The sequence below is a fragment of the Streptomyces humidus genome (assembly GCF_014649655.1).
Classification (GTDB): Bacteria; Actinomycetota; Actinomycetes; order Streptomycetales; family Streptomycetaceae; genus Streptomyces; species Streptomyces humidus.
The window spans coordinates 154,613-180,599 of sequence record NZ_BMTL01000019.1 but is presented as its reverse complement, the minus strand read 5'-3'; the positions used below and the strand labels follow the sequence as shown (position 1 = coordinate 180,599).

The window sequence follows — 25,987 nt, the reverse complement described above, 5'->3', positions numbered from 1 at the left end:
CATGCCGTGAGTGGTTAGAGAACCGGCGCTCCGTCTCAGATAGTAGGAAGTCCGAGTAACTGTGGAGACAGCCGCGCGCTCCTCCCTTAGCTTTGTAGGAGCCGAACGTCTCGCTCGATCAAGCGCATGGCGGTCGTGATCCGGACCTCCGGCAGGCAACCCCTGCGGTCCGCTCCCGCCCCTTGGGGGCGCCCCCCGCCCATTAGGCAGAGGGGGAGTCTCGTCACCCCTTTGGCACTCCCTGGAATTCGAAGGAGTCGATTCCCCATGGCCGAGACGACCGTCCGCCGCCGAGTCCGTCATGTCTCCCGTACGAGCGAGTCCGACCGCAAGAACGCCGCCGCCGCTCTGCAGCGCGCTCTCGACCGACGCGACAACGGCGGCGAGACCGGCCACTGAGGCCACTCTCCCCGCAGTCCGGGAGCCGCACCCGGCCAGGGTGCGACGCGGGCGCCCGAACGGGACTCGGGGGTCCGCGCCGCCCCTCGGACCCCGCGTCCGCCCACGACGCGGCTGTCCGCATGACGGACGGTCCATGTCATCCCATGGGACGAGGAGTAGGGTTCCCGCATGTCTCGCAGCCTCAATCTCGCAGTGATCCCCGGTGACGGCATCGGCCAGGAGGTCGTGGCCGAGGGTCTCAAGGTCCTCTCCGCCGTCCTCCCGCAGGACGTGAAGCTGGAGACCAAGGAGTACGACTTCGGCGCCCGGCGCTACCACGCCACCGGTGAGACTCTCACCGACGCCGACGCGGAGGCGCTCAAGCAGCACGACGCGATCCTGCTCGGTGCGATCGGCGACCCGAGCGTGCCCTCGGGCGTCCTGGAGCGGGGCTTCCTGCTCAAGCTGCGCTTCCTCTTCGACCACCACGTCAACCTGCGCCCCTCGAAGCTGCTCCCCGGCGTGGCCACCCCGCTGGCAGGCCAGCCCGAGATCGACTTCATCGTGGTCCGCGAGGGCACCGAGGGCCCGTACACCGGCAACGGCGGCACGATCCGCAAGGGCACCCCGCACGAGGTCGCCACCGAGGTCTCCGTGAACACGGCCTTCGGTGTCGAGCGCGTGGTCCGCGACGCCTTCGCCCGCGCCCAGGCCCGCCCCCGCAAGAAGCTCACGCTGGTCCACAAGAACAACGTGCTGGCCTTCGCCGGTCACCTGTGGACGAACGTCTTCAACGCGGTGGCCCAGGAGTTCCCCGACGTCACCACGGACTACATCCACGTGGACGCCGCGACGATCTACCTGGTCACCGACCCCGCGCGGTTCGACGTGATCGTCACCGACAACCTCTTCGGAGACATCATCACCGACCTCGCCGCGGCCGTCTCCGGCGGCATCGGCGTCGCCGCGAGCGGGAACATCAACCCCTCCGGCGAGTTCCCCTCCATGTTCGAGCCCGTGCACGGCTCGGCCCCGGACATCGCAGGCCAGGGCAAGGCCGACCCGACCGCCACGGTCCTGTCCGTCGCCCTGCTGCTGCGCCACCTCGGTCACGACGCCGAGGCGGTCCGCATCGAGGACGCCGTCTCCGCCGACCTGGCGGAGCGCGGCACGCTGCCCGCGCGCAGCACCTCGGAGATCGGCGACGCGCTCTCCGCACGAGTAGCCGGCTGACCCCGGCGCACGACGCGACTCCCCGGCTCCCCAGGAGCCGGACGGAGACCCAACGAAGCCGCCGGGGCCGCATCAAGCGCCCGGCGGCTTCTCGTATGTCCTGCCGGGTGTCACCATCGACCCCGGGTCGCATTCACGCCGTTTTCTTCCGTGGACCCCGCTTGCGATAATCGAACGCGGAGCCGCGGTATCAGGCAATGCTCGAACGTCCTGACGCCGGCCACTGGCCGTACGGACGTGAGCGCGGCCCGTCACACACAACCGGTGAAGGACAACCACTCATGACGACGCCCACGATCGAGCTCAAGCCCTCCGCCAGCCCGCTCTCCGCCGCCGAGCGCGAGGCGATCCTGGCGAACCCCGGCTTCGGCCGCCACTTCACCGACCACATGGTGACGATCAGGTGGACCGAGGGCCGCGGCTGGCACGACGGTCAGCTCGTCCCGTACGCGCCGATCCCCCTCGACCCGGCCACCAACGTCCTGCACTACGCGCAGGAGATCTTCGAGGGGCTGAAGGCCTACCGCCGTCCCGACGGCTCCGTCGCCACCTTCCGCCCGGACCAGAACGCCAAGCGGTTCCAGCGCTCCGCCCGCCGCCTGGCCATGCCCGAGCTGCCGGTCGAGACGTTCATCGAGGCCTGTGACGCGCTCGTCGGGCAGGACAAGGACTGGGTGCCCGCGCACGGCGGTGAGGAGTCCCTCTACCTGCGCCCCTTCATGATCGCGACCGAGGTCGGCCTGGGCGTGAAGCCGGCCAACGAGTACCTCTTCATCGTGATCGCCTCGCCGGCCGGCGCCTACTTCCCGGGCGGCGTCAAGCCCGTCTCCATCTGGGTCTCCGAGGACCACGTCCGCGCCGTCCCCGGCGGCATGGGCGACGCGAAGACGGGCGGCAACTACGCCGCCTCCCTGCTCGCCCAGGCGGAGGCCGCCGAGCAGGGCTGCGCCCAGGTCTGCTACCTCGACGCGGTCGAGCGCAAGTGGGTCGAGGAGCTCGGCGGCATGAACCTGTACTTCGTCTACGGGAACAAGATCGTCACGCCCTCGCTGACCGGCTCCATCCTGGAGGGCGTCACCCGCGACAGCCTCCTCGCCGTCGCCCGCGACCTGGGCTACGAGGCCGAGGAGGGCCGCGTCTCCGTCGACCAGTGGCAGCGCGACTCCGAGAGCGGCGCGCTGCACGAGGTCTTCGCCTGCGGCACCGCCGCCGTGATCACCCCGGTCGGCACGGTCAAGCGCACCGGAGGCGAGTGGCAGCAGTCGGGCGGCGAGCCCGGCGAGGTCACCCTCAGGCTCCGGCAGGCCCTGCTGGACATCCAGCGCGGCACGGCCGAGGACAAGCACGGCTGGATGCACCGGCTGGGCTAGGACTCGGGCCAGGACCTGACCCGGTCTCCGGCCTTCTCGGCCGACGTCGTCGCAGGGCCACCCCCGCCGGGGTGGCCCTGCGACGTTCTGGCCCTGCGACGCTTCGGCCCCGCGGTGTTCCGTGGGGCACCCTCGTGTCCCGCTTTTTGAGCGCTGCTCGAAAAGTCTGCTCCGAACCTTCTGATCATCGAGCAGAGCGTTTAGAGTGCTGCTCAAAGATGGACAGGGAGGCCATGTGCGACTCACCCCCACCGAGCGGGACCGGCTGCTGCTCTTCGGGGCCGCCGAGCTGGCCCGGGCGAGAAGGGCCCGCGGACTGCGGCTCAACGTGCCGGAGGCGACGGCGCTCATCGCGGACACGGTCTGCGAGGCGGCCCGCGACGGCGTCCGGCTCGCCGAGGCGATCGAGCGTGCCCGCTCGGTCCTCGGCCCCGACGACGTCCTGCCGGGCGTCGCGGACGTCGTCACCGAGGTGCACGTCGAGGCCGTCTTCGACGACGGCTCACGGCTCGCCGTCGTCTCCGACCCGATCGGCGCGCACGAGGCCCACGGCGCCGAGGGCCAGGGGCCGGGCGCGCTGCTGCCGGGGCCGGGGTACGACGAGCCCCAGGCGGTCGTGCGGCTGACCGTCGTCAACACCGCCGCCGTGCCCGTCTCCGTCACGTCCCACTTCCACTTCTTCGAGGCCAACCCGAGGCTGGACTTCGCGCGGGACGCCGCCTACGGGATGCGGCTCGCCGTCCCCGCCGGGTCCTCCGTGCGCTTCGGGCCGGGGGAGAGCGCCGAGGTCGGGCTGCTGCCCATCGGGGGCGAGCGGGTGGCGATCGGCTTCGCCGGCCTGGTCGACGGGCCGCTGGACGCCCCGGGAGCCCGTGAAGAGGCCCTGCGCCGGGCCGCCGCCTGCGGATACCTGGGAGCAGAAGCGTGAACCCCTACGAGTACGCCGCCACCCACGGCCCCCGCGCAGGCGACCGCCTCCGGCTCGGCGACTCGGGCCTCGTCGTCCGGGTGGAGTCCGACTCCCAGCTGCCCGGCGACGAGTTCCTCGTCGGCTTCGGCAAGACCGCCCGCGACGGACTGCACCTCAAGGCCGCCGCCGTCCGCGACACCTGCGACGTCGTCATCAGCAACGTCGTGGTCATCGACGCCGTGCAGGGGATCCGCAAGACGTCCATCGGGATCCGGGAGGGCCGGATCCACGCGATCGGACGCGCCGGGAACCCCGACACCCTGGAAGGGGTGGAGGTCGTCGTCGGCACGGGCACCACGATCGTGTCCGGCGAGGGCCTCATCGCCACCGCCGGCGCCGTCGACACCCATGTGCATCTGCTGTCGCCGCGCATCATGGAGGCCTCGCTGGCCTCCGGCGTGACCACGATCATCGGGCAGGAGTTCGGGCCGGTGTGGGGCGTCGGGGTCAACTCGCCCTGGGCGCTGCGGCACGCGTTCAACGCCTTCGACGCCTGGCCGGTCAACATCGGCTTCCTGGGCCGCGGTTCGTCCTCGCACGAGGCCCCCCTGGTCGAGGCGCTCGCCGAGGGAGGCGCCCTGGGCTTCAAGGTGCACGAGGACACGGGCGCCCACACCCGTGCTCTGGACACGGCGTTGCGGGTCGCCGAGGAGTACGACGTCCAGGTCGCCCTGCACAGCGACGGGCTGAACGAGTGCCTGTCGGTCGAGGACACCCTGAGCGTCCTGGAAGGCCGCACGATCCACGCCTTCCACATCGAGGGCTGCGGCGGCGGCCATGTGCCCAACGTGCTGAAGATGGCCGGCGTGCCGAACGTCATCGGCTCCTCCACCAACCCCACGCTCCCCTTCGGCCGGGACGCCGTCGCCGAGCACTACGGCATGATCGTCTCCGTCCACGCGCTGAAGACCGACCTGCCCGGCGACGCCGCCATGGCCCGCGACCGCATCCGCGCCGGGACGATGGGCGCCGAGGACGTGCTGCACGACCTGGGCGCGATCGGCATCACCTCCTCCGACGCGCAGGGCATGGGCCGCGCGGGCGAGACCGTCCGCCGCACCTTCGCCATGGCCGGCAAGATGAAGAGCGAGTTCGGCGCCCCGCACGAGGACGACAACGAGCGCGTCCTGCGCTACATCGCCAAGCTGACCGTCAACCCGGCCATCGCGCACGGACTCTCGCACGAGGTCGGATCGATCGAGGTCGGCAAGCTCGCCGACATCGTGCTGTGGCGCCCCGAGTACTTCGGCGCCAAGCCCCAGCTGGTGCTCAAGTCGGGCTTCCCCGCGTACGGAGTGACCGGCGACCCGAACGCGGCCACCGACACCTGCGAACCCCTCGTCCTCGGACCGCAGTTCGGGGCGTACGGCGCCACGCCCGCCGACATCTCGGTCGCCTTCGTCGCCCGGGCGGCCCTCGACCAGGGCGGCGACTCGATGCCCACCCGCCGCCGCAGGGTCGCCGTCCGCGGCACCCGCGGCATCGGCCCCGCCGACCTGCGCCTGAACTCCCGCACCGGAGCGGTCGACGTCGACCAGCGCACCGGCCTGGTCACCCTCGACGGCGAGCCGCTGCGCTCCGAACCGGCCGAGTCCGTCTCACTCAACCGCCTGTACTTCCTCTGAGGATCACTCATGTCTGCTGCCGACGACGGCTTCCGCATGCCCGCCGAGTGGGCCCCGCACGAACGCACCTGGATGGCGTGGCCGGGCCCCAATCCCACCTTCGACGACCCGGAGGACCTCGCCGCCTCGCGCATCGCCTGGGCCTCGGTCGCCCGCGCGATAGACCGCTTCGAGCCGGTGACCGTGGTGTGCGGCCCCGGACAGTCGGCGGACGCCCGAGCCCTGCTCGGCCCCGGCGTGCAGACGGTCGAGCGCGAGCTGGACGACGCGTGGATGCGCGACATCGGCCCGACGTTCCTCACCGACGGCCGTGAACTGGCCGCCGTCGACTGGACGTTCAACGGCTGGGGCGCACAGTCCTGGGCCCGCTGGGAGCACGACGCGAAGATCGCCGCCCAGGTCGCCGACCTCGCGGGGGCCAGGACGTACGCCTCGCGGCTGGTCAACGAGGGCGGTGGCATCCACGTCGACGGCGAGGGCACGGTTCTGCTGACGGAGACGGTCCAGCTCGGCCCCGAGCGCAATCCCGGATGGACACGGGAGGAGGTCGAGGCCGAGATCCACGCCATGCTCGGCACCCGCAAGGCCGTCTGGCTGCCCCGCGGCCTCACCGGCGACTATCCCCCGCAAGGCTTCGGCACCCTCGGCCACGTGGACATCGTCGCCGCCTTCGCCCGGCCCGGAGTCGTAGTCGCCCACCACCAGCCGGACCCGGCGCACCCCGACCACGAGGTGACGAAGGAGACCATCGGGCTGCTGAAGGCGCAGACGGACGCGCAAGGCCGCCGGCTGGAGGTCGTCGAGGTCGCCGCCCCCACCGTCCTGGAGGCCGACGGGCACTGGGCCGACTACTCCTACATCAACCACTACCTCTGCAACGGCGGCGTGGTGCTGTGCGCCTTCGACGACCCGCGCGACGAACTCGCGGCGGAAGTCTTCCGCCGGCTGTTCCCGGAGCGGACGGTCACCCTCGTCGACGCCCGTACGATCTTCTCCGGTGGCGGTGGCATCCACTGCATCACTCAGCAGCAGCCGAGGGTCTGAGACCCGGAGCCGACGACCGAGGACAGAAGGAGCCGGGACATGGCCGGAGCGGCACGGGCGCGCAGGAACGCCCCGCCCCGCGAGGACGTCCTGGCCGCCGCCATGAGGATGATCGCCGAGCGCGGTCTGGAGAAGCTCACCATGGCGGCGCTCGGCCGCGAGGTCGACATGAGCAGCGGTCATCTCCTCTACTACTTCCACTCCAAGGACGAGCTCCTGCTGCGCACCCTGGAGTGGAGCGAGGGCCGGCTGGGCGCCGAGCGTGCCCGGCTGCTGGCCCGTGCCGCTCCCGTGCGCGAGCGCCTCGACGTCTACATCGACCTGTACGTGCCCGACGGCCACCGCGACCCGCACTGGACGCTCTGGCTGGAGGTCTGGAACCGCGCGCAGAACGCCGCCCTCGGCGACGCCGCGGACGCCCGCGACCGTCAGGCGGCCATCGAGGACGCCTGGCACCGCGACCTGGTCGCCCTGCTGGCGGAAGGGATGTCACGGGGCGAGTTCCGGCGGACGGACCCCGACCGGTTCGCGACCCGGCTGCGAGCCCTGCTCGACGGATTCTCCATCCATGTCGCCGTCGGCTTGCCCGGCTCGGACCGCGAAGAGGTCCTCGCGCATGTCGGCGAGTTCCTCGCCGAGAGCCTCCTCACGCAGGAGTGAGAACGCGTTGCTCGCATCCTGAGACACCCTGTGAGCAAACGGACGGTCTGTGCCAGACTGCCGCCGTGCTCTCGTTCGCCACGATTATTGGCAGCAGGCGCGCCGGTCCGCAGTGACCGCTCCGTACGACCAGGTACGAGCGGCCATCGTCGTCCTCGACCCGCGCGCAGACCTCTCGCACCCGCGAGGGGTTTTTCGCTTTTCTGGCCCACCCGCAGCCGGGAGCGAGAGCGCGAGGGACCATGGGGGGCGGCGGAGCCGGTCATTCCGGTAACGACCGAGATCCGACACAGGAGCCTTCCGACCATGACCGCACCCAGCGAACTCGACGATTCCTTCCACGTCTTCGACACCACCCTGCGCGACGGCGCGCAGCGTGAGGGCATCAACCTCACCGTCGCCGACAAGCTGGCGATCGCCCGGCACCTGGACGACTTCGGAGTCGGCTTCATCGAGGGCGGCTGGCCCGGCGCCAACCCGCGGGACACCGAGTTCTTCGCCCGCGCGCAGGAGGAGATCGACTTCCGCCACGCCCAGTTGGTCGCCTTCGGCGCCACCCGCCGGGCAGGGGCGAAGGCCGCGGAGGACCCGCAGGTCAGGGCGCTGCTGGAGTCGGGCGCCGGGGTGGTCACCCTGGTGGCGAAGTCCCACGACCGGCACGTCGAGCTGGCCCTGCGCACCACCCTGGACGAGAACCTGGCCATGGTGAGCGACACGGTCTCCTTCCTGAAGGGCCAGGGCCGCCGGGTCTTCGTCGACTGTGAGCACTTCTTCGACGGATACCGCGCCAACCCCGAGTACGCGAAGGCGGTCGTCCGGGCCGCCGCCGAGGCAGGCGCCGACGTGGTCGTCCTGTGCGACACCAACGGCGGAATGCTCCCGGCGCAGGTCCAGGCCGTCGTCTCGACGGTGCTCGCCGACACGGGCGCCCGGCTCGGCATCCACGCCCAGGACGACACCGGCTGCGCGGTGGCCAACACCCTCGCCGCGGTGGACGCGGGCGCCACCCACGTCCAGTGCACGGCCAACGGCTACGGCGAACGCGTCGGCAACGCCAACCTGTTCCCGGTGGTCGCGGCCCTGGAGCTGAAGTACGGCAAGAAGGTGCTGCCCGAGGGCCGGCTCCGCGAGATGACCCGCATCTCGCACGCCATCGCCGAGGTCGTCAACCTCACGCCGTCCACGCACCAGCCCTACGTGGGCGTCTCGGCCTTCGCCCACAAGGCCGGGCTGCACGCCTCGGCCATCAAGGTCGACCCCGACCTCTACCAGCACATCGACCCCGAGCAGGTCGGCAACACCATGCGGATGCTGGTCTCCGACATGGCCGGCCGCGCCTCGATCGAGCTGAAGGGCAAGGAGCTCGGCGTCGACCTGGGCGGCGACCGCGAACTGGTCGGCAGGGTCGTGGAGCGGGTCAAGGAGCGCGAGCTCAGGGGCTACACCTACGAGGCGGCCGACGCCTCCTTCGAACTCCTGCTGCGCGCCGAGGTCGAGGGCAGGCCGCTGAAGTACTTCGACGTCGAGTCCTGGCGCGCCATCGTCGAGGACCGCCCCGACGGCACCCACGCCAACGAGGCCACCGTGAAGCTCTGGGCCAAGGCCGAGCGCATCGTCGCGACGGCGGAGGGCAACGGCCCGGTCAACGCCCTGGACCGGGCCCTGCGGGTGGCCCTGGAGAAGATCTACCCCCAGCTGGCCAAGCTCGACCTGGTCGACTACAAGGTCCGCATCCTGGAGGGCGTCCACGGCACCCAGTCCACCACCCGCGTCCTGATCTCCACGACCGACGGGGCGGGGGAGTGGTCCACGGTGGGTGTGGCGGAGAACGTCATCGCCGCCTCGTGGCAGGCCCTGGAGGACGCGTACACCTACGGACTGCTGCGGGCGGGGGTGGACCCGGCGGAGTGATGCCAGAAAACCGTCGAATGTCCGCCATGTGAGGGTTTCGGGTAGTTTCGAGGTATGAAGGCCGTGCTCTCGACCCCTCGGGCCCGAGGCCTCACCGCACCGCTGCTCGCGCTGGTGCTCGTCGCCCTCACGGTGTGGACCGTGTGGGGGGCGGGCGCCCCGCGCGCGTCCGCGGCCACCGGCGTCACGGCGATCGCCGACTCCCTCCGTCACAGCCCGGTCTACGTCGATCCCGCGGCGTCGGACCAGCTGTCCCGGGCGGACGCGCGCGCCCTCGAGCGGCAGATCGAGAAAGCCGACAAACCCCTGTTCATCGCCGTCCTGCCGGCCGGCTACCCCACAGCCGGTCTCTTCAGCGACCTGCGTACCGCCACCGGGGTCACCGGCCTGTACGCGATCCGCCTGGGCGACCGGTTCGACGCCCGCGCGGACTCCTCCGTCCTGCCGAGGACGGCCGTGCGCAACCTGGTCGGCAGCGTCGGCGACGAGCGGAACGCCAGGACCCAGCTGACCGACTTCACCGACCGGGCCCTGACCCGCATGGGCGGCTCCGCTCCCGCGAGCTGGGACTCCGCCCACCCCGGCGCGATGATCTCGACCTCCGCGCTGATCGCCGTGGGCGTCGTGCTGGTGGCCGGCGGGGCGGGGGCCTACACCGTGGTGCGGCGGAGCCGCAGGCGCCGGGCCGAGGAGCGGCGGGCCGCGCTGGACCGGCTGCGGGTCGTCGTGGACGAGGACATCACGGCCTTCGGCGAGGAACTCGACCGGCTCGACTTCCATCCCGCCGAGGCGGGCGCCGACGACATCATGCGCGCCGACTACGAGCGCGCCCTGGACGCCTACGAGCAGGCGAAGACGGCCATGGCAGCGGCGGCCCGGCCGGAGGACGTCCGCGCCGTCACCGAGGCGCTGGAGGACGGCCGCTTCTCGCTCGCCTCCCTGGCCGCCCGCCGGGAGGGAAGGCCGCTGCCCGAGCGCCGTCCGCCCTGCTTCTTCGACCCCCGCCACGGCCCCTCGGTCGCCGACGCCACCTGGACGCCGCCCGGCGGGGCCACCCGTGAGGTCCCGGTCTGCGCGGCGGACGCGACCCGGCTGGCCGACGGCCGCGACCCCGTGATCCGTGAGGTCGACAGCGACTACGGCCGCCGTCCGTACTGGGAGGCCGGCCCCGCCTACGGCCCCTGGGCGGGCGGCTACTTCGGCGGGGGCATCCTGCCCGGCCTCCTCGTCGGCACGATGCTCGGCTCGATGATGGCCACCCCCTCCTACGCGGCGGACTACGGCAGCGGCTACGGCGACTTCGGCGGGTACGAAGGCGGCGACGTCTCCGGCGCCGACTTCGACCCCGGGGACTTCGGCGGCGGCTTCGGCGACGCGGGAGGCGGGGACTTCGGCGGAGGCGGAGGCGGCGGCGACTTCGGCGGGGGGTTCTGACCGGGCGGCCCCGGCGCGCCGGGGCGAGCCGTCAGTCCTGGGCGGCGGCCTTGGCGAAGCCGAGCAGGGCCTCGAAGTCGATCGCCCCCGGGTCTCCGTGGGTGTTCTCGGGCACGTGCATATGGCCGCACACGCCCTTGAACCCGTTCCACCGCTCGCCGCTCATCCGCTGCCCGCCCCCGTTCCCCCAGGACTTCGGGTACGCGGGCCACAGCGTCGGTCCGCGCAGCGGCACGTCGTGGTGGATGTGCATCCAGGCCAGGTACTGGGCGACGGCGCGCAGCGCCCACTCCGGGGCTTTGGGCCAGTAGACGTGGGCCTGGTCGTGGGTCTTCCACTTGGTGTGCAGCTCGGGGTCGCAGGTGCCGACGAGCTCCACCTGGCAGACGTTGAGCGTGTTCGTCTCGACGCCCCCGCGCCGGTTGACCAGCGCGCGCGAGGAGACGTCGATCTGGAAGTGCTGGTACCACTTCAGCCGCTTGGCCGCGAAGTCCGGCACGGCCGTCAGGTTGGGCGCGACCGAGCCGCCCTGGTAGTCGGGCAGCGAGCGGCCCTCCGTGGTGTGCAGGACGACGACGTTGACCTCCATGCGGTCGCCGCCGAAGTCGTCCTGGTACCAGTGGTCGCGGTTGGCTCCGGGGTAGTACTGGGGTCCGGTCTTGGTGCTCATGCTTCGCGACTGTGACACAGGACACACCAAGGGGCCGGAAGTTCTTCGCTTCCGGCCCCTTTCTGCCGGTATTCGCCGTATTCGGCCACGCGCTTACGCGTTCTTGATCGCCGAGATGTCGAAGTTCAGCCGGATCTTGTCGGAGACCAGGACGCCGCCCGTCTCCAGCGCCGCGTTCCAGGTCAGGCCCCAGTCCGAGCGCAGGATCTCGGCCTTGCCCTCGAAGCCCACCCGCTCGTTGCCGAACGGGTCCTTGGCGGAGCCGTTGAACTCCAGGTCGATGCTGAGGGGCTTGGTCACGCCGAGGATGCTCAGCTCGCCGGAGATGCGGTAGTCGTCGCCCCCCAGGGCCTCGGCGGAGGTGGAGCGGAAGGTCATCGTCGGGAACTCGTCGGTCTTGAAGAAGTCGGCGCTCTTCAGGTGGCCGTCGCGGTCGGCGGACCCGGTGTCGATGCTCTCCATCGTGACGTCGATGGAGGCGGTCGACCGGGACGGCTCGGTGCCGTCCAGCACCAGGGAGCCGGTGAAGTCGGTGAACCGGCCCTTGACGTTGGTGACCATCGCGTGGCGGGCGGTGAAGCCGATCGTCGAGTGGGCCGGATCGATCGTGTACTCGCCGGTCAGGGCGGCGAGCTCCGGGTTCACGCCGGCGGCGGAGGCGGTCTCGTCGGTGTTCTTGCGGCCGAAGATGCCCATGACGTGCTCCTTGGGGAACTTGGGGGAGGGGAGTCGAAGATGTTTAATCTTCAATGGATCGACATGGACGACAGTAGCCCCATTCCGTTCAACTTTCAACTTAATCGGGGGAGGGATTTCCGGCCGTCCGCCGCGAGGGAATCATGGCCCCGGACGCGTCGTCGAGGCTTCCGCAGGCCGCCGTCCGGCGCTGCCGGTTCACCCCGGGGAGGGCAGGCGTGGCGCGAAATGTGAGCCGGGTCTCAGTAGTCGGGTTTGTGTGACATCTACAACCCGCCAGTCCTTTGAGCAGTCGGAACGGCCGCATTCCGGCCCGGTTCTGTTCAGGGGTACCAGGAAAACGCTCCGAGGACTGTACGGAGTCGACGTCACTCTTTCCTTGGCGCGCTTCGTAAGGTCACTACATGACCGTTTTGGAAGAGACGACCGGCGAGCCGACCGCGGCGCCCTCGGAGCCCACGGACGCGCGCGGCCGCGTGGCCGAGCTGCACGAGATCCGCGCCCAGGCGCTGGCCGGCCCGAGCGAGAAGGCGACCCAGGCGCAGCACGCCAAGGGCAAGCTGACCGCCCGGGAGCGGATCGAGCTGCTGGTGGACCCGGGATCCTTCCAGGAGGTCGAGCAACTGCGCCGGCACCGGGCGACCGGGTTCGGCCTGGAGGCCAAGAAGCCCTTCACCGACGGCGTCATCACCGGCTGGGGCACGGTCGAGGGCCGGACGGTCTTCGTCTACGCCCATGACTTCCGCATCTTCGGCGGCGCGCTGGGCGAGGCCCACGCCACCAAGATCCACAAGATCATGGACATGGCCATCGCGGCCGGCGCCCCGCTGGTCTCCCTCAACGACGGCGCCGGCGCCCGCATCCAGGAGGGCGTCTCGGCGCTCGCCGGTTACGGCGGCATCTTCCAGCGCAACACCCGGGCGTCCGGCGTCATCCCGCAGATCAGCGTGATGCTGGGCCCCTGTGCGGGCGGCGCGGCCTACAGCCCCGCCCTCACCGACTTCGTCTTCATGGTCCGCGAGACCTCGCAGATGTTCATCACCGGGCCGGACGTGGTCAAGGCCGTCACCGGCGAGGAGATCACCCAGAACGGCCTCGGCGGCGCGGACGTGCACGCCGAGACCTCCGGCGTCTGCCACTTCGCCTACGACGACGAGGAGACCTGCATCGCGGAGGTGCGCTACCTCCTGTCGCTGCTGCCGCAGAACAACCGTGAGAACCCGCCGCGCGTCGACTCCGCCGACCCGGCCGAGCGGCGCGGCGACGTCCTGCTCGACCTGGTCCCGGCCGACGGCAACCGCCCGTACGACATGACCAAGGTCATCGAGGAGATCGTCGACGACGGCGAGTACCTGGAGGTCCACGAGCGCTGGGCGCGCAACATCATCTGCGCCCTGGCCCGGCTCGGCGGCCAGGTCGTCGGCATCGTGGCCAACCAGCCGCAGTCCCTCGCCGGCGTGCTGGACATCGAGGCCAGCGAGAAGGCCGCCCGCTTCGTGCAGATGTGCGACGCCTTCAACATCCCGATCATCACTCTTCTGGACGTCCCCGGCTTCCTGCCCGGCGTCGACCAGGAGCACGGTGGAATCATCCGCCACGGCGCGAAGCTGCTGTACGCCTACTGCAACGCGACCGTGCCCCGGATCTCGCTGATCCTGCGCAAGGCGTACGGAGGTGCCTACATCGTCATGGACAGCCAGTCCATCGGAGCCGACCTCACCTACGCCTGGCCGACGAACGAGATCGCCGTGATGGGCGCCGAGGGCGCAGCCAACGTCATCTTCCGCCGTCAGATCGCCGAGGCGCAGGACCCCGAGGCCATGCGGGCCCGCATGGTCAAGGAGTACAAGTCCGAGCTGATGCACCCGTACTACGCGGCCGAGCGCGGCCTGGTCGACGACGTCATCGACCCCGCCGAGACCCGCGAGGTCCTCGTCAGGTCCCTGGCGATGCTGCAGTCCAAGCACGCGGACCTGCCCTCGCGCAAGCACGGCAACCCCCCGCAGTAACCCGACGGACCCCACGGGTAACCCGGCGGATTCCCTGCGGAAACCTCATCCACGGAGACTGACACCCATGAACGCTCCCGACATCCGAGTCGAGAAGGGCCATGCCGAGCCCGAGGAAGTCGCCGCCATCACGGCGGTCCTCCTGGCTTGCGCGGCCGCCCGCCCCTCCGAGCCCACCGCGCACCGCTCCCGTCCCAGGGCAGGCTGGCGCCGCCTGGAACGCGAGGGCGGTTTCCGCGCCCCGCACAGCTGGCGCTGAACCCTCCTGCGTGTCCCTGAAGGGGCCCACCCGTCCGGGTGGGCCCCTTCGGCGTGGGCGGGCGTGGGCGGAGGCCTCCTCGGCGCGGGCGGAAGCGGGGCGAGCGCCGCCACACGAAAGGCCCCCTCGTCGCCGAGGGGGCCTTCGGTGTCGCGGGGGAGGGCGGCGCTACCGCAGGCGTGCCATCAATGCGTGCTCCACCAGGGTGATCAGCGCGGACTTGGCGTCGGCGCGATGGCGGGCGTCCGTCGTGATGATCGGGGTGTCCGGGCCGATCTGCAGCGCCTCCCGCACCTCGTCGGGGTTGTACGGCTGGTTGCCGTCGAAGCCGTTCAACGCGATGACGAAGGGGAGGCCGCTGTTCTCGAAGTAGTCGACCGCGGGGAAGCAGTCGGCGAGACGGCGGGTGTCGACGAGCACGATCGCGCCGATGGCGCCGCGCACCAGGTCGTCCCACATGAACCAGAAACGGTCCTGGCCCGGCGTGCCGAAGAGGTAGAGGATCAGGTCCTGATCCAGGGTGATGCGGCCGAAGTCCATCGCGACCGTGGTGGTCGTCTTGTCCCCGGTGTGGGTGAGGTCGTCGATGCCCGCCGACGCGGACGTCATGACGGCCTCGGTGCGCAGCGGATTGATCTCCGAAACAGCCCCGACGAACGTGGTCTTGCCCACGCCGAAGCCGCCCGCCACCACGATCTTCGCGGAAGTGGTGGAGCGGGAGGGACCCCCGCTAGAGCTTGCGAAGTCCACTGAGCACCCTTTCGAGCAGTGTCACGTCTGGCTGGCCGCCGGCGGTCTCGTCGCCGCCGGGCTGATGGATGGCGACCAGGCCCGCCTCCGCCAAGTCGGCGACGAGGATCCTGGCCACGCCGAGAGGGATGGTCAGCAGCGCCGAGATCTCGGCGACCGACTTGATCTCCCGGCAGAGGTTGCAGATCCGCTGATGCTCGGGCAGCTGGCCCTGCATCTGGTGCGGCTGCGCGGTGGTGTGCACCAGCGCCTCGATGGCGAGCTGGTAACGCGGGCGGGTCCGGCCACCGGTCATGGCGTACGGACGCACCAGCGGGTTGTTCGCCGCCCCGGCGGGAGCCGCCTCGGGGCTGCGGCGATGCGGCTGCACGGGCTGGATGCGCGGCGCCTGCGGCTGATCGTAGGGGGACGGTCCGGGGCCCTGGGGGGAGTAGGGCCGCTGCTGGCCGGGCGCGGAGGGGAAGCTGTAACGGTTCGGGTTCTGGGAACCGTCGCCCTGGCCCTGGGCGGGCCCGTACGACCAGTTGCCCGAATTGGAACCGCCTGGTGGTGTTGCCACTCTCTCTCCTCCTCCGACTGTGCCTGGCGCTCATCACGTGGAAGCCGCGTCCCGAAACCCTACGGCCTCGGGACGCCAAAACGCACCGTCCCGCTGTTAGTTGAGAAGGCTCCCTTGGAGCTCCGCACGAAGGTCGGGCGTCAGGACCGAGCCCGCCCGGTCCACCAGAAGGGCCATCTCGTACCCAATGAGGCCGATGTCCGCCTCGGGATGAGCGAGAACCGCGAGCGAGGAACCGTCCGAGATGGACATGAGGAAGAGGAATCCCCGCTCCATCTCCACAACCGTCTGGTTCACGCTGCCTCCCTCGAAGATCCGGGAAGCGCCTGCCGTCAAGGACGTCAGGCCGGAGGCGACGGCCGCGAGCTGGTCGGCACGGTCGCGGGGAAAGCCTTCGGACATCGCCAGAAGGAGTCCGTCGGCGGAGACCACCACCGTGTGGGACACCCCCGGGGTGTTGTCCACGAAGTTGGTGATCAACCAGTTCAGGTTCTGTGCCGCCTGGCTCATCGGGCTCACACTAACGCTCCTGGTTGTAGGTGCTGTCAGGACCACCGTGCTGGTTCCTGGTGGCCTGGCCGTTCGTTTCACTGCTGCCTGCGTTGCGCCCGCGCTCGACGCCCCGACGCAGGTTGCTCAACCTGCCGCGGACGTCCTCGGGGGCGCGGGAGACCTGTGGGCCGCCCTGGGGGGTGTTCTCGGCGGCGCCCTCGATCAGGTTGGCCTTGGGCACCCGCCGCGGCAGGCCGGAGGAGGTGACCCCGCCCGCCTTGGGCTTCTTCAGAGCGGAGGCCTGGTGCCAGCGCTCGTCGTTCGCCGATCGCCAGACGTCGCTGCCGCCGCCGTTCTCGGAGGAGGCCGGCGCTTCCTGCCTCGCGGGCCGAGTGCCGTTCGCACCGCTTGCGGTGGATCCGCGGCGAGGCAGACCGGCTTCGGTCAGCGCGTGGGGGGCGGAGGGAGCCGGTCCCGGACGGTCGAAGCCTACGCGGTTCTGCTCATCCGCGTCAGCGGCCTGCGCTGATTCCGCTTCCGGAGCGTACTGGTCCGGATAGCCGTTCTGGTAGCCGTTCGTGTGACCGTTCTGCTGAGGCCAGTCGTCCTGGTAGGACTGCTGCTCCTCGTAGGGGCGGAAGCCCTCGGAGGCGCCGGCGGAGGCCGCCGGCCGCTCCTCCTGGACGGGCTCGGTGTACGCGGGGTCCGGGTAACCGGCGTTCGGCGGGAACGCGTCGCCCTGCGGCAGGCCCCCGTTCGCGGAGAAACCGTCGCCCTGCGGCAGGCCGCCGTTCGACGGGAACGCGTCCCCCTGCGGCAGGCCGCCGTTCTGGGCGTAGTACTGGTCGTCGTACGCCGGGCGCTGCTGCTCCTCGTACGCCGTCTGCTGGTCGAACGTCCCGGGCAGGTCGGCATAGCCGGTGGCGCCGGCGTCGTAACCGCTCTGGGCGCCGTTCTGCGCGGGGTCGTAGCCGTTCTGCCCGGCGTCGTACTCCGGGGTGCGGGCGGCGTCGAAGTCCTCGCCGTAGGAAGGGGTCCCGGCCGGCTGCTGCTGCCCGGGCTGTCCGGACTGGTCGGGCTGTCCGGGCTGCAGGCCGTGCTGGTCCGACTGGTCCGAAGGGCCCTCCAGCGCCGACGCGCGCCGTTCCTCACGCATCAGGGAGCGGCCCACCGGGTCCAGCTCGCGGATGTCGTCGGGGACCTCGTAGCGGCTGTCGTCGAAGCCGAGTTCGGCGGCCGTGCGCATCGGCAGCCCGGTGCTGAAGTCCTCGCCGCCGTAGTTCTGCTGCTCGGGAATGATCTGCGAGACCGTGAAGTCGTCGCGCGACTGCTGCTGCTCGCCGCCGCCACCGTGGGTGATGGCGTCCGGCAGCATGACCAGCGAGGTGGTGCCGGCCTGCTCGCCCGAGGGGCGCAGCTGGACGCGGATGCCGTGCCGGTCGGACAGCCGGCCGACCACGAACAGACCCATGCGCTGCGAGATCGCGGCGTCCACGGTCGGGGGGTTGGCCAGCTTGTGGTTGATGTCCGCGAAGTCCTCGGCGGTGAGACCGATGCCCTTGTCGTGGATCTCGATCATGACGCGACCGTCGGGGAGACGGGTGGCGGTGACGCGAACCTTGGTCTGCGGGGAGGAGAACGTCGTGGCGTTCTCCAGCAGCTCGGCCAGCAGGTGCACGAGGTCGGTCACGGCGCGGCCGTGGATCTCGGCCTCCGGGACGCCCGACAGCTCGATGCGCTCGTACTGCTCCACCTCGGAGGAGGCGGCACGCAGGACGTCGACCAGCGGGACCGGCTGGTCCCAGCGGCGGCCCGGCTCCTCGCCGGCGAGGACCAGGAGGTTCTCGCCGTTGCGGCGCATACGGGTCGCGAGGTGGTCCAGACGGAACAGGTTCTCCAGCTGGTCCGGGTCGGCCTCGTTGTTCTCCAGGTCGGTGATCAGGGTCAGCTGGCCCTCGATCAGCGACTGGTTGCGGCGCGAGAGGTTGGTGAAGATCGCGTTGATGTTGCCCCGCAGCAGCGCCTGCTCGGCGGCGAGCCGGACGGCCTCGCGGTGGACCTGGTCGAAGGCGCGGGCGACCTCGCCGATCTCGTCCGTGGTGGTGATCGGGATGGCCTGGACACGGGTGTCCACGCGCCCGGGGTCCGTGCGCGACAACTGGTCGACCAGCATCGGCAGCCGCTGCTCGGCGATGCCGAAGGCGGCGTTGCGCAGCTGGCGCATCGAGCGGCTCATCTGACGGGCCACGGCGCCGGCGAGGATGAACGCAAGGAGCAGGGCGACGACGACGGCGGCACCGGTGATGATCGCGGAGGTCTTGGCGTCGGCGGCGATGTCCGAGGCGTCGGCCACCGCGCGGTCGATGAGTTCCGTCTCGACCTGGCTGTAGGCCTCGAACTTCGTGGTCGCGGCGGACATCCACGTCGTGGCGGTGATGCCCTGCGTGGCGAGCTGGGAGGGGGTCCGCCCGCTGCTGATCGCCTGGACCATCTTGTCCATCGCGGGCGGAGCGACGAAGTCCTGGTTCGCGGCCTCCGCCTTGGCCTTCGCGTCGGCGATCTGCTTCTGACCCGCCGCGTTCTTCTCCTGCATGACCTGCGTCAGCCGTGCCGAGTCCTGGACGGTGCCGCCGGAGACGTACTCCTGCTGGGCGATGCCCTCGAGATAGGCGTAGGAGGTGAAGGCGGTGACTTGTTGCGCGTAGACCTTCTCGTCGGGGCTCGGCCGGACCAGCAGGTGCATGCCGATGGCGCGTTGCAGGGACTCGGCGCCCTTGGCGAGGGCGATCGCGTAGACGGTGCGTCCGTAGGCGGTGATGTTGCCGGTGCCCAGACCGAGCTCGTTGGAGAACTCCATCAGGAGGTGCTCGACGGCGACGTAACCCTCTTCGGTCTTCACCGGGTCCAGCGCCTTGGTGTAGGCGGCGGCGCGGATCTGCTTCAGTGCCGGCTCTGCCTGCTCCACGAGCTTGAGGCGCCGATTGAGGCCCTCCTTGTCCGGCATCCCGACGACCTGGTCATGGAAGGCGGCGGCGGCGGTGTCGGTGGCGCTGCGGGCCTGCTGGACGATCGGATCGTTCTTCTTGTTCTGCAGCAGCGGCTGGGCGGTGACGTCGCGTTCGTTGAGCAGCGCCTCGGCGTACTCGCCGGAGGCGGCCACGATCCTGGCCACCTTCTCCGCGTCCTCGGCCTCCTGCCAGGTGTCGATCGAGCTCTTCACCTGGAAGCCGCCCATGACCAGGCCGACCACCACGGGTATGAGCAGGATCGCGTTCAGCCGGGTCGGCACCCGCCAGTTGCGCGGCGAGAGACGGCCGCCGCTCTTCGCGGGCGCGGCCGTCGGCTCCGAGCCGGGCACAGGGGCGGTCGCCGCTCCGCGCGGCGGCGGGGTGAAGTTGCCCCGCGCCGCCGGCTCGGGACTTTTCTTGCTTCGCCTCACTCGACCAACAACCTCTCGGCGGTCGGCACCTTCGTCGTGCCGCAGTGTCTCAGAGCCCGGTCAGCCATCGACCATGAGTACGTCATTGACTATTGGGCAGTTCAGGCATTCCAGCACGACGACCAGTCCTCTTCCAAACATGGGAAAGAGAGGGTTCGGCGTGATGTAAACCCCAGATAAAACGGTCAAAAAGAACGAGCCCCGCCAAATGACGGGGCTTTCGTGCGCACAGCGAGACCGAGCGACCGCGACGCGTGGCGGCATCGGTCGATTCCTCTGCCGAAACGTTATGAACACCGGAGCCGGCCGTGTCAAAGGCCACAGCCGGCTCCGAAGCGTCTACGACAACTGCCGTAGGGCACGGGGTTTTTGAAAGCTACCGCAGTCGTGCCATGAGCGCGTGCTCGACCAGTGTGATCAGCGCGCTCTTGGCGTCCGAGCGGTGCCGGGCGTCCGTCGTGATGATCGGGGTGTCCGGGCCGATCTGCAGCGCCTCGCGCACCTCTTCGGGCTGGTACGGCTGCTGGCCGTCGAATCCGTTGAGGGCGACGACGAACGGCAGACCGCTGTTCTCGAAGTAGTCGACCGCGGGGAAGCAGTCGGCCAGCCGCCGCGTGTCCACCAGCACCACGGCGCCGATCGCGCCGCGCACCAGGTCGTCCCACATGAACCAGAAGCGGTCCTGGCCCGGCGTGCCGAACAGGTAGAGGATCAGGTCCTGGTCGAGCGTGATACGGCCGAAGTCCATGGCCACCGTGGTGGTGGTCTTGTCCCCGGTGTGGGTGAGGTCGTCGATGCCCGCGCTCGCGGACGTCATCACGGCCTCCGTGCGCAGCGGGTTGATCTCGGAGACGGCGCCCACGAACGTGGTCTTGCCCACGCCGAAGCCGCCCGCCACCACGATCTTCGCGGAGGTGGTGGCCCGCCCTCCGTCAGAGCTTGCGAAGTCCACTGAGCACCCTTTCGAGCAGCGTCACGTCAGGTGCGCCGCCGTTGTTCTCGTCGCCGCCCGGCTGGTGGATGGCCACCAGGCCGGCCTCGGCGAGGTCCGCGACGAGGATCCGAGCCACACCCAGCGGCATGGCCAGCAGCGCCGAGACCTCGGCGACCGACTTCACCTCACGGCACAGGTGGCAGATGCGCTGGTGCTCGGGAAGCAGCCCCATGAGCGCTGCCGGGTCGGCCGTGGTGCTGATCAGCGCCTCGATGGCGAGCTGATAGCGCGGCCGGGTCCGGCCACCGGTCATCGCGTACGGACGCACCAGCGGCTGGTCGCCCTCATCCCCGTACGGCTCCGCGTACGGGTCATGATGGGCGGTGGGCGGGGTCATGGATCCTCCGGGCGGGACAGCATTCTCGGATTGTCGTGCCGTCCGTCTGGGCCGGTGGGGGGATTGTGTCGGCCGGACGGTGATTTCGTGAGGTGGGTGGTACGCGGGCGGGTCAGTGGAGCAGACTGCCCTGGAGCTCGGCGCGCAGATCGGGTGTGAGCACCGCGCCCGCACGATCGACGAGGAGCGCCATCTCGTAACCGACGAGGCCGATGTCGCACTCGGGGTGCGCGAGCACCGCGAGCGACGAGCCGTCCGAGACGGACATGAGGAAGAGGAACCCTCGCTCCATCTCGACGACGGTCTGCGCCACGCTGCCGCCCTCGAAGATCCGGGACGCGCCGGCGGTCAGCGAGGTGAGTCCCGACGCGACGGCCGCCAGCTGGTCGGCGCGGTCACGCGGGAAGCCCTCGGACATGGCGAGCAGGAGCCCGTCGGCGGAGACCACGACGGTGTGGGACACCCCTGGGGTGTTGTCCACGAAGTTGGTGATCAACCAGTTCAGGTTCTGTGCTGCCTGGCTCATCTGGCTCAACTAACGCTCCTGCTGGTGAGTGGGGCTGGGGAAACTGCCGGTCTGCGGGCCTGTACCGGCCTGTCGACCCTGTGCGATGCCCCGACGGAGATTGGTCAGCCGGCCGCGTACGTCGTCAGGCGAACGCGAGACCTGCGGACCGCTTTGGTGCTGTTGCTGCTGAGCTGTGCCCGGGACGAGGTTCGCCCTGGGCACCCGGCGCGGCAGACCGGAGGTGGTGACGCCGCCCGCGGCCGGCTGCCTGACGCGCTCGGCCTGCCGGACGAGTTCGTCGTTCGGCGAGGTGCGCCAGGAGGCACTGGCGGCAGCGGGACGCTGGGGAGCGGCCGGAGCCTGCTGCGGCTGCTGCTCGTGCTGCTGCGGCTCCGGAGCCGTGCCGCCCGCCTGCTGACCGTGGAACCAGTTGGTCTCCAACGTGTCGTACAGCGGAGTGCGACCGTCGCCGGGGCCTGCCGGCGGCAGGGCCTCCGGCCGGTCCGGAGCGCCGTAGCCGTTGGGCTGCGGCGCGGCGAACCGGTTGCCGGCCGAGGGGTCCTGGCGGTCGGGCAGCGCGTACTGCCCGGTGCCGGAGCCGTCGTAGCCCGGAGCGGCGAACTGGCCGGTGGAGCCGTTGTCGTAGGCCTGCGGCGCGAACTGGTTCGGGTTCGACGGGGCGTTCTGCCCGCCGGGAGCGCCGAAGACGTCGGAGCGGGTGAAGTTGTTGTCGTCCGGACGGCCGGCCGGGCCGGGCCGCTCGAACCGGCCGGTGTCCTGCCGCCCGTTGACGCCGTTCAGGCCCGGGCGCTGGAACTGGCCCGTGTCCTGCTGTCCGTCGTAGCCGCCCTGGGGGTTGCCCACGACCGGGAACTGGCCCGTGCCGTGCAGACCGCCCGCCACCGGGCGGCCGAAGTCGGCGGGACCCGACGGGCCCTGGCGCTCGTCCATCCGCGGGATCGCGGGTATCTCGGCCGTGGCGCCCGGACCCTGCCGGTCGTCGATGCGCGGCAGACGCGACGTCTGGGCGACGTCCGGCTCCTCGTGGCCGCGCGGGGCGTCCAGCGGGGTGCGCGGCACCGGCGGCTGGGCGTTCTCGTCGCCCCAGCTGGTCACGCGCGGCTGCGGGTTGCCGCCGGGCAGCTCGGCCCGCGGACCCCCGCGCGGCGGCAGCTGCGGCTGACGGCCGCGGCCGCCCTGTTCGTTCTTGCCGCCCCGCTGCTGCGGCGGGCGTCCGCCGCCGAACATGTCCGGGCCCTGCGAGCCGGTGCCGGCGGCCTGCAGACCCTGCGGCGCGCCCGGCGTCTGGCCGCCGAAGCCGGCCTGAGCCGGCCGGCCCTGCTGGGGGGAGAGCGGAGGCTGCTGCGGCCCGCGCGGAGGCTGGCCGCCGGGACGGCCACCGCCGTCACGGCCGGGCAGCGCGGCCCGGGGACCCTGGCCCCCGCCGAGCAGGCCGCCCCCTGCGGAGCCGGCGCCGAGAGCGCCGCCGCCGTTCGGGGCGCCCGCGCCGAGGGAACCGCCCTGCGAGCCGCTCTGGCGTCGCGCGGCGGCGACGCCCGCGGCGGCCTGCGCGGCGGCGGGGCCACCGGCCGTGCCGCCCTGACCCGGCTTGGGCTGGGGCTTCTTGCCGCCCTGGGCGACGTCCACGGGCAGCATGACCAGCGCGGTCGTGCCACCGGAGTCGGACGGGCGGAGCTGGATGCGGATGCCGTGACGCTGCGACAGCCGGCCGACCACGAACAGACCCATGCGGCGGGAGACCGACACGTCCACGGTCGGCGGCGAGGCGAGCCGCTCGTTGATCGCGGCGAGGTCCTCGGGGGAGAGGCCGATGCCGGTGTCGTGGATCTCGATCAGCACCCGGCCGTCGGGCAGCGCGTGGCCGGTGACCTTGACCTTGGTCTGCGGAGAGGAGAACGAGGTGGCGTTCTCCAGCAGCTCGGCGAGCAGGTGCACGAGGTCGTTGACGACCCGGCCGGCCACTTCGGTCGTGGGCACGGAGGACAGCTCGATGCGCTCGTACTGCTCCACCTCGGAGGCCGCGGCGCGCAGGACGTCGACCAGCGGGACCGGACGGGTCCAGCGCCGGCCGGGCTCCTCACCGGCGAGGACGAGGAGGTTCTCGCCGTTACGGCGCATGCGGGTCGCGAGGTGGTCGAGCTTGAAGAGCGAGGACAGCTGGTCCGGGTCGGCCTCGCGGGACTCCAGTTCGGAGATGAGCGAGAGCTGACGCTGGATGAGGCCCTGGGAGCGGCGCGAGAGGTTGGTGAACATCGCGTTGACGTTGCCCCGCAGAAGGGCCTGCTCGGCGGCGAGGCGGACCGCCTCGCGGTGCACGTCGTCGAAGGCCGCGGCCACCTGGCCGATCTCGTCCCGGGAGTGCACACCGACCGACTCCACGGACGTGTCGACGTCCTGCGGGTCGGATTCGGACAGCTGCTTGACCAGCTCGGGCAGCCGGTCCTGGGCGACCTTGGTGGCGGTCTCCTGCAGGCGGCGCAGCGAGCGGATCATGGAACGGGCGACGACGAACGCGCCGACCAGCGACACGCCCAGCACGAGCAGGATGAGCGCACCGGAGATGATCGCCTCGCGCTCGGACGCGGCGCGCAGCTCACGCGCCTTCTGCTCCATGTCCTCGAGCAGCGTGTGCTCGATGTTGTTCATCTGCGCGATCTTGGTCGAGCTGTCGTCGATCCAGTCCTGGTACGACCGCTTGTCCAGCGACTGCAGACCGGTCCCGGAGCTGAGCGCACGGGTGGCGTAGGTGTCGGCTTCCTCGATGACCGGGTTGCCCTGCTCGACGGGCTTCAGCAGTTCCTCGGCGCCGTCGTCGCCGTAGATGCTGCGGAAGCTCGCGAGCTCGGAGTCCTGGTTCTCGAGCGCGGCCTGGGCGTACTGCCGGTCGTTCTCGGAGATCTTGCCGTAGACCCGGGCGTTGTCCGGCAGTGCGGCGGACAGGACCGCGCGCTGGACCGAGGCGTACTCCTTGGCGGAGGAGAAGGCGGCCAGGGCACGGGTGCGCTGGATCATCTCCGGGTTGCTCGTGGCCTGGGCCATGTCCTGGGACAGGTCGAGCAGGCTGGTGATCAGACGGTGGTAGGCCTCGACCGTCTGGGTGGAGTTGCCCTTCTCCGTGTACGCCGTGTTGCGGATCTTGGCGAGGTTGCCGAGGTCGCTGAGGAGGCCCACGAGGCTGTCCCGGACGCCCTGCAGGTTGCCGTCCGTGCTGGCGGTGTCGATCTCTTCCGAGGCGTCCTGGAAGGCGATCAGCGCCTTGTCCGTCTTGTCCCGGTAGCCCTTGACGCCGAAGTCGGAGGCCTTGCCGTCGTGCGCCAGCGGACCGGCGGAGCGGTCGCGCTCGTTCTGCAGCTGCACGGCCAGTTCGGTGGCCTGCTTGGTCATGTCCGTCAGCAGCTTCATGTTGTCGAGCTGCTGGATGTCGTCCATCGACTGGTTGATGCGCACCGCGCCGAGCGTGGTGGCCGCGACCACCGGCAGGGTCAGCAGCGCCACCAGACGCGTGGAGATGCGCCAGTTGCGCAGCGCCGCGCGCGAGCCCGTACCGGGGGGACCGGTCGGCGGCTTGACCGTCGGAGGCGGGGGAGGAGAGCCCGGCGGCGTGGACGCGCCGGGTCGCCCGGGGCGCTCACCGCCGTCGCCGGACGCGGCCGTGCCCGGGTTCTGGGCGTGCTGGGGCGAGGAGCCGACTGCCATCGGGCCGGTCCCGCCGTGCGGCTCCGGCTCGGCCGAAGCGCTGCCATCCCTCTTGAAACGTCCCTGCACTAGCGTCGCAACCTCTGGACCAGGCGCCCCTCCGCGTGAACGGAAGGACGGTGTCGGCGTGTTGAAGGGCGTCCTGAATTACGCCCCCCGGAGTCGTGAGTACCGGCGCCGGCTCCCCCAGACCTCGCCGCCGCCGGGCGCTCTGGCGCGCCCTTTGTGCGCCGGCTCGATCCCGCGGCGGTCCGAGGAATTCCAGCACAGTGCAGGATCTCCAACAAGGCCCGTTGTCCAGGCTGTGACATCCGTGACATGAAGTGAGGGTGTTGTCACGGGATGTAGAAACCGATCCCACATAAGGCGGACATAAGCGGGCGAAGCCGCAGGGTGCAGAGGGTGTCCCAGTCGCCATGATCAGGAGCGGAATATATAGTTCAGTCAGTCAATGTCCGCTTCGTCACGTTCGATTGACGGCCCGAATTGACCGTTTCGCCTCTTGATTCGTGAGCAAACTCACACGTCGATCATGTGACCTTCACGCGTTCGGCGGGATTCGCGTGTTTAGCCTGACGTTTTACAGGGATGGCAAATCCGACAAGCCGCGTCCGCGCAGGGTCCCTCGAAGGGCCTTTCCGGCGCCCGGAAACGACAGGGTCGAGTTCGACAGTGAAGACGACGACGATGTTCCACAAGATCGCCAACCCGCGGCGCACGACGCTGGCGCACCTCGCGGGCGCCGACGAACTGCGGCTCCCCGAGCAGCCGGAGCACTCCGTCGACCTCCCGGCCCAGACTGCCAACCCCAAGCGCACCATCCTGATGGAGATTCCGGTCGCGGCGTCCGTCGTGCAGTAGTTCCACCCCGTTGATCCACACGATCCTCACCGATCTTCGTGGAGGGATACGGACACCGGCCGCCGAAT

At 70.7% G+C, this 25,987-nt stretch carries 22 protein-coding genes; 12 read left to right on the top strand and 10 right to left on the bottom strand.

From position 1 onward, the window contains the following. Positions 1 to 267 precede the first annotated feature (267 nt). The 9 genes from IE239_RS42995 (at position 268) to IE239_RS22860 (ending at position 10,628) form a co-directional block, all read left to right on the top strand. Entirely contained in the window at positions 268 to 399 is a 132-nt protein-coding gene (locus IE239_RS42995) for a hypothetical protein (RefSeq protein ID WP_015493350.1), read from the top strand. 171 nt (positions 400 to 570) lie between these two features. Continuing rightward, positions 571 to 1,614, top strand: coding sequence for a 3-isopropylmalate dehydrogenase (locus tag IE239_RS22895; protein WP_190151238.1), 1,044 nt, complete (start codon positions 571 to 573; stop codon positions 1,612 to 1,614). Between the two features lie 281 nt (positions 1,615 to 1,895). Next, positions 1,896 to 2,984, top strand: coding sequence for a branched-chain amino acid aminotransferase (locus IE239_RS22890; RefSeq protein ID WP_190151237.1), 1,089 nt, complete (start codon positions 1,896 to 1,898; stop codon positions 2,982 to 2,984). Between the two features lie 235 nt (positions 2,985 to 3,219). Continuing rightward, on the top strand, positions 3,220 to 3,912 hold the full coding sequence (ureA, locus tag IE239_RS22885; RefSeq protein ID WP_190151236.1) for an urease subunit gamma: 693 nt from the start codon (positions 3,220 to 3,222) through the stop codon (positions 3,910 to 3,912). After that, positions 3,909 to 5,579 (top strand): urease subunit alpha, encoded by a 1,671-nt coding sequence (locus IE239_RS22880; protein ID WP_190151235.1) that lies wholly within the window; start codon positions 3,909 to 3,911, stop codon positions 5,577 to 5,579. The genes ureA and IE239_RS22880 overlap by 4 nt, the downstream gene beginning before the upstream one ends. 9 nt (positions 5,580 to 5,588) lie before the next feature. Then, positions 5,589 to 6,623, top strand: a complete 1,035-nt coding sequence (locus tag IE239_RS22875; protein WP_190151234.1) for an agmatine deiminase family protein — start codon at positions 5,589 to 5,591, stop codon at positions 6,621 to 6,623. 39 nt (positions 6,624 to 6,662) lie between these two features. Continuing rightward, positions 6,663 to 7,283 (top strand): TetR/AcrR family transcriptional regulator, encoded by a 621-nt coding sequence (locus IE239_RS22870; protein WP_190151233.1) that lies wholly within the window; start codon positions 6,663 to 6,665, stop codon positions 7,281 to 7,283. Positions 7,284 to 7,589: 306 nt separating this feature from the next. Beyond that, entirely contained in the window at positions 7,590 to 9,194 is a 1,605-nt protein-coding gene (gene cimA / locus IE239_RS22865; protein WP_190151232.1) for a citramalate synthase, read from the top strand. 54 nt (positions 9,195 to 9,248) lie between these two features. Then, on the top strand, positions 9,249 to 10,628 hold the full coding sequence (locus IE239_RS22860) for a hypothetical protein (RefSeq protein WP_190151231.1): 1,380 nt from the start codon (positions 9,249 to 9,251) through the stop codon (positions 10,626 to 10,628). A gap of 31 nt (positions 10,629 to 10,659) precedes the next feature. Here the strand turns inward: IE239_RS22860 and IE239_RS22855 are convergent, their stop codons facing one another. Both IE239_RS22855 and IE239_RS22850 read right to left on the bottom strand, forming a co-directional pair. Next, a complete protein-coding gene (locus IE239_RS22855) occupies positions 10,660 to 11,298 on the bottom strand; it encodes a hypothetical protein (RefSeq protein ID WP_190151230.1) in 639 nt (212 codons plus the stop codon). Positions 11,299 to 11,391: 93 nt separating this feature from the next. Next, complete coding sequence (locus IE239_RS22850; protein WP_190151229.1) at positions 11,392 to 11,994, bottom strand: YceI family protein; 603 nt, start codon at positions 11,992 to 11,994, stop codon at positions 11,392 to 11,394. A 404-nt stretch (positions 11,995 to 12,398) separates the two neighbouring features. Here IE239_RS22850 and IE239_RS22845 point away from each other — a divergent pair, with 404 nt between their 5' ends. After that, positions 12,399 to 14,003, top strand: coding sequence for an acyl-CoA carboxylase subunit beta (locus tag IE239_RS22845; protein ID WP_190151228.1), 1,605 nt, complete (start codon positions 12,399 to 12,401; stop codon positions 14,001 to 14,003). Positions 14,004 to 14,070: 67 nt separating this feature from the next. Then, entirely contained in the window at positions 14,071 to 14,262 is a 192-nt protein-coding gene (locus IE239_RS22840) for an acyl-CoA carboxylase subunit epsilon (RefSeq protein ID WP_190151227.1), read from the top strand. 168 nt (positions 14,263 to 14,430) lie between these two features. Here IE239_RS22840 and IE239_RS22835 read toward each other — a convergent pair whose 3' ends face one another. From IE239_RS22835 to IE239_RS22800, 8 genes are all read right to left on the bottom strand, one after another. Continuing rightward, positions 14,431 to 15,012 (bottom strand): GTP-binding protein, encoded by a 582-nt coding sequence (locus IE239_RS22835; protein WP_026248371.1) that lies wholly within the window; start codon positions 15,010 to 15,012, stop codon positions 14,431 to 14,433. Then, positions 14,993 to 15,571 (bottom strand): DUF742 domain-containing protein, encoded by a 579-nt coding sequence (locus IE239_RS22830; RefSeq protein WP_190151226.1) that lies wholly within the window; start codon positions 15,569 to 15,571, stop codon positions 14,993 to 14,995. The genes IE239_RS22835 and IE239_RS22830 overlap by 20 nt, the downstream gene beginning before the upstream one ends. Positions 15,572 to 15,667: 96 nt before the next feature. Then, positions 15,668 to 16,081, bottom strand: coding sequence for a roadblock/LC7 domain-containing protein (locus IE239_RS22825; RefSeq protein WP_190151225.1), 414 nt, complete (start codon positions 16,079 to 16,081; stop codon positions 15,668 to 15,670). 10 nt (positions 16,082 to 16,091) lie between these two features. Beyond that, positions 16,092 to 19,502 carry a sensor histidine kinase gene (locus IE239_RS22820; RefSeq protein ID WP_190151224.1) on the bottom strand — a complete coding sequence of 1,137 codons (3,411 nt, stop codon included), beginning with the start codon at positions 19,500 to 19,502 and terminating at the stop codon, positions 16,092 to 16,094. 376 nt (positions 19,503 to 19,878) lie between these two features. Then, a complete protein-coding gene (locus IE239_RS22815) occupies positions 19,879 to 20,454 on the bottom strand; it encodes a GTP-binding protein (protein WP_030793795.1) in 576 nt (191 codons plus the stop codon). Then, positions 20,435 to 20,833, bottom strand: a complete 399-nt coding sequence (locus IE239_RS22810) for a DUF742 domain-containing protein (protein ID WP_009190816.1) — start codon at positions 20,831 to 20,833, stop codon at positions 20,435 to 20,437. The genes IE239_RS22815 and IE239_RS22810 overlap by 20 nt, the downstream gene beginning before the upstream one ends. A 112-nt stretch (positions 20,834 to 20,945) precedes the next feature. Then, positions 20,946 to 21,359, bottom strand: a complete 414-nt coding sequence (locus IE239_RS22805) for a roadblock/LC7 domain-containing protein (RefSeq protein ID WP_003993189.1) — start codon at positions 21,357 to 21,359, stop codon at positions 20,946 to 20,948. A 9-nt stretch (positions 21,360 to 21,368) separates the two neighbouring features. Next, positions 21,369 to 25,127, bottom strand: coding sequence for a nitrate- and nitrite sensing domain-containing protein (locus IE239_RS22800; RefSeq protein WP_190151223.1), 3,759 nt, complete (start codon positions 25,125 to 25,127; stop codon positions 21,369 to 21,371). Positions 25,128 to 25,730: 603 nt separating this feature from the next. Here IE239_RS22800 and IE239_RS22795 point away from each other — a divergent pair. After that, positions 25,731 to 25,919: a hypothetical protein gene (locus IE239_RS22795; protein WP_190151222.1), complete on the top strand. Its 189-nt coding sequence runs from the start codon at positions 25,731 to 25,733 to the stop codon at positions 25,917 to 25,919. Positions 25,920 to 25,987: the final 68 nt, after the last annotated feature.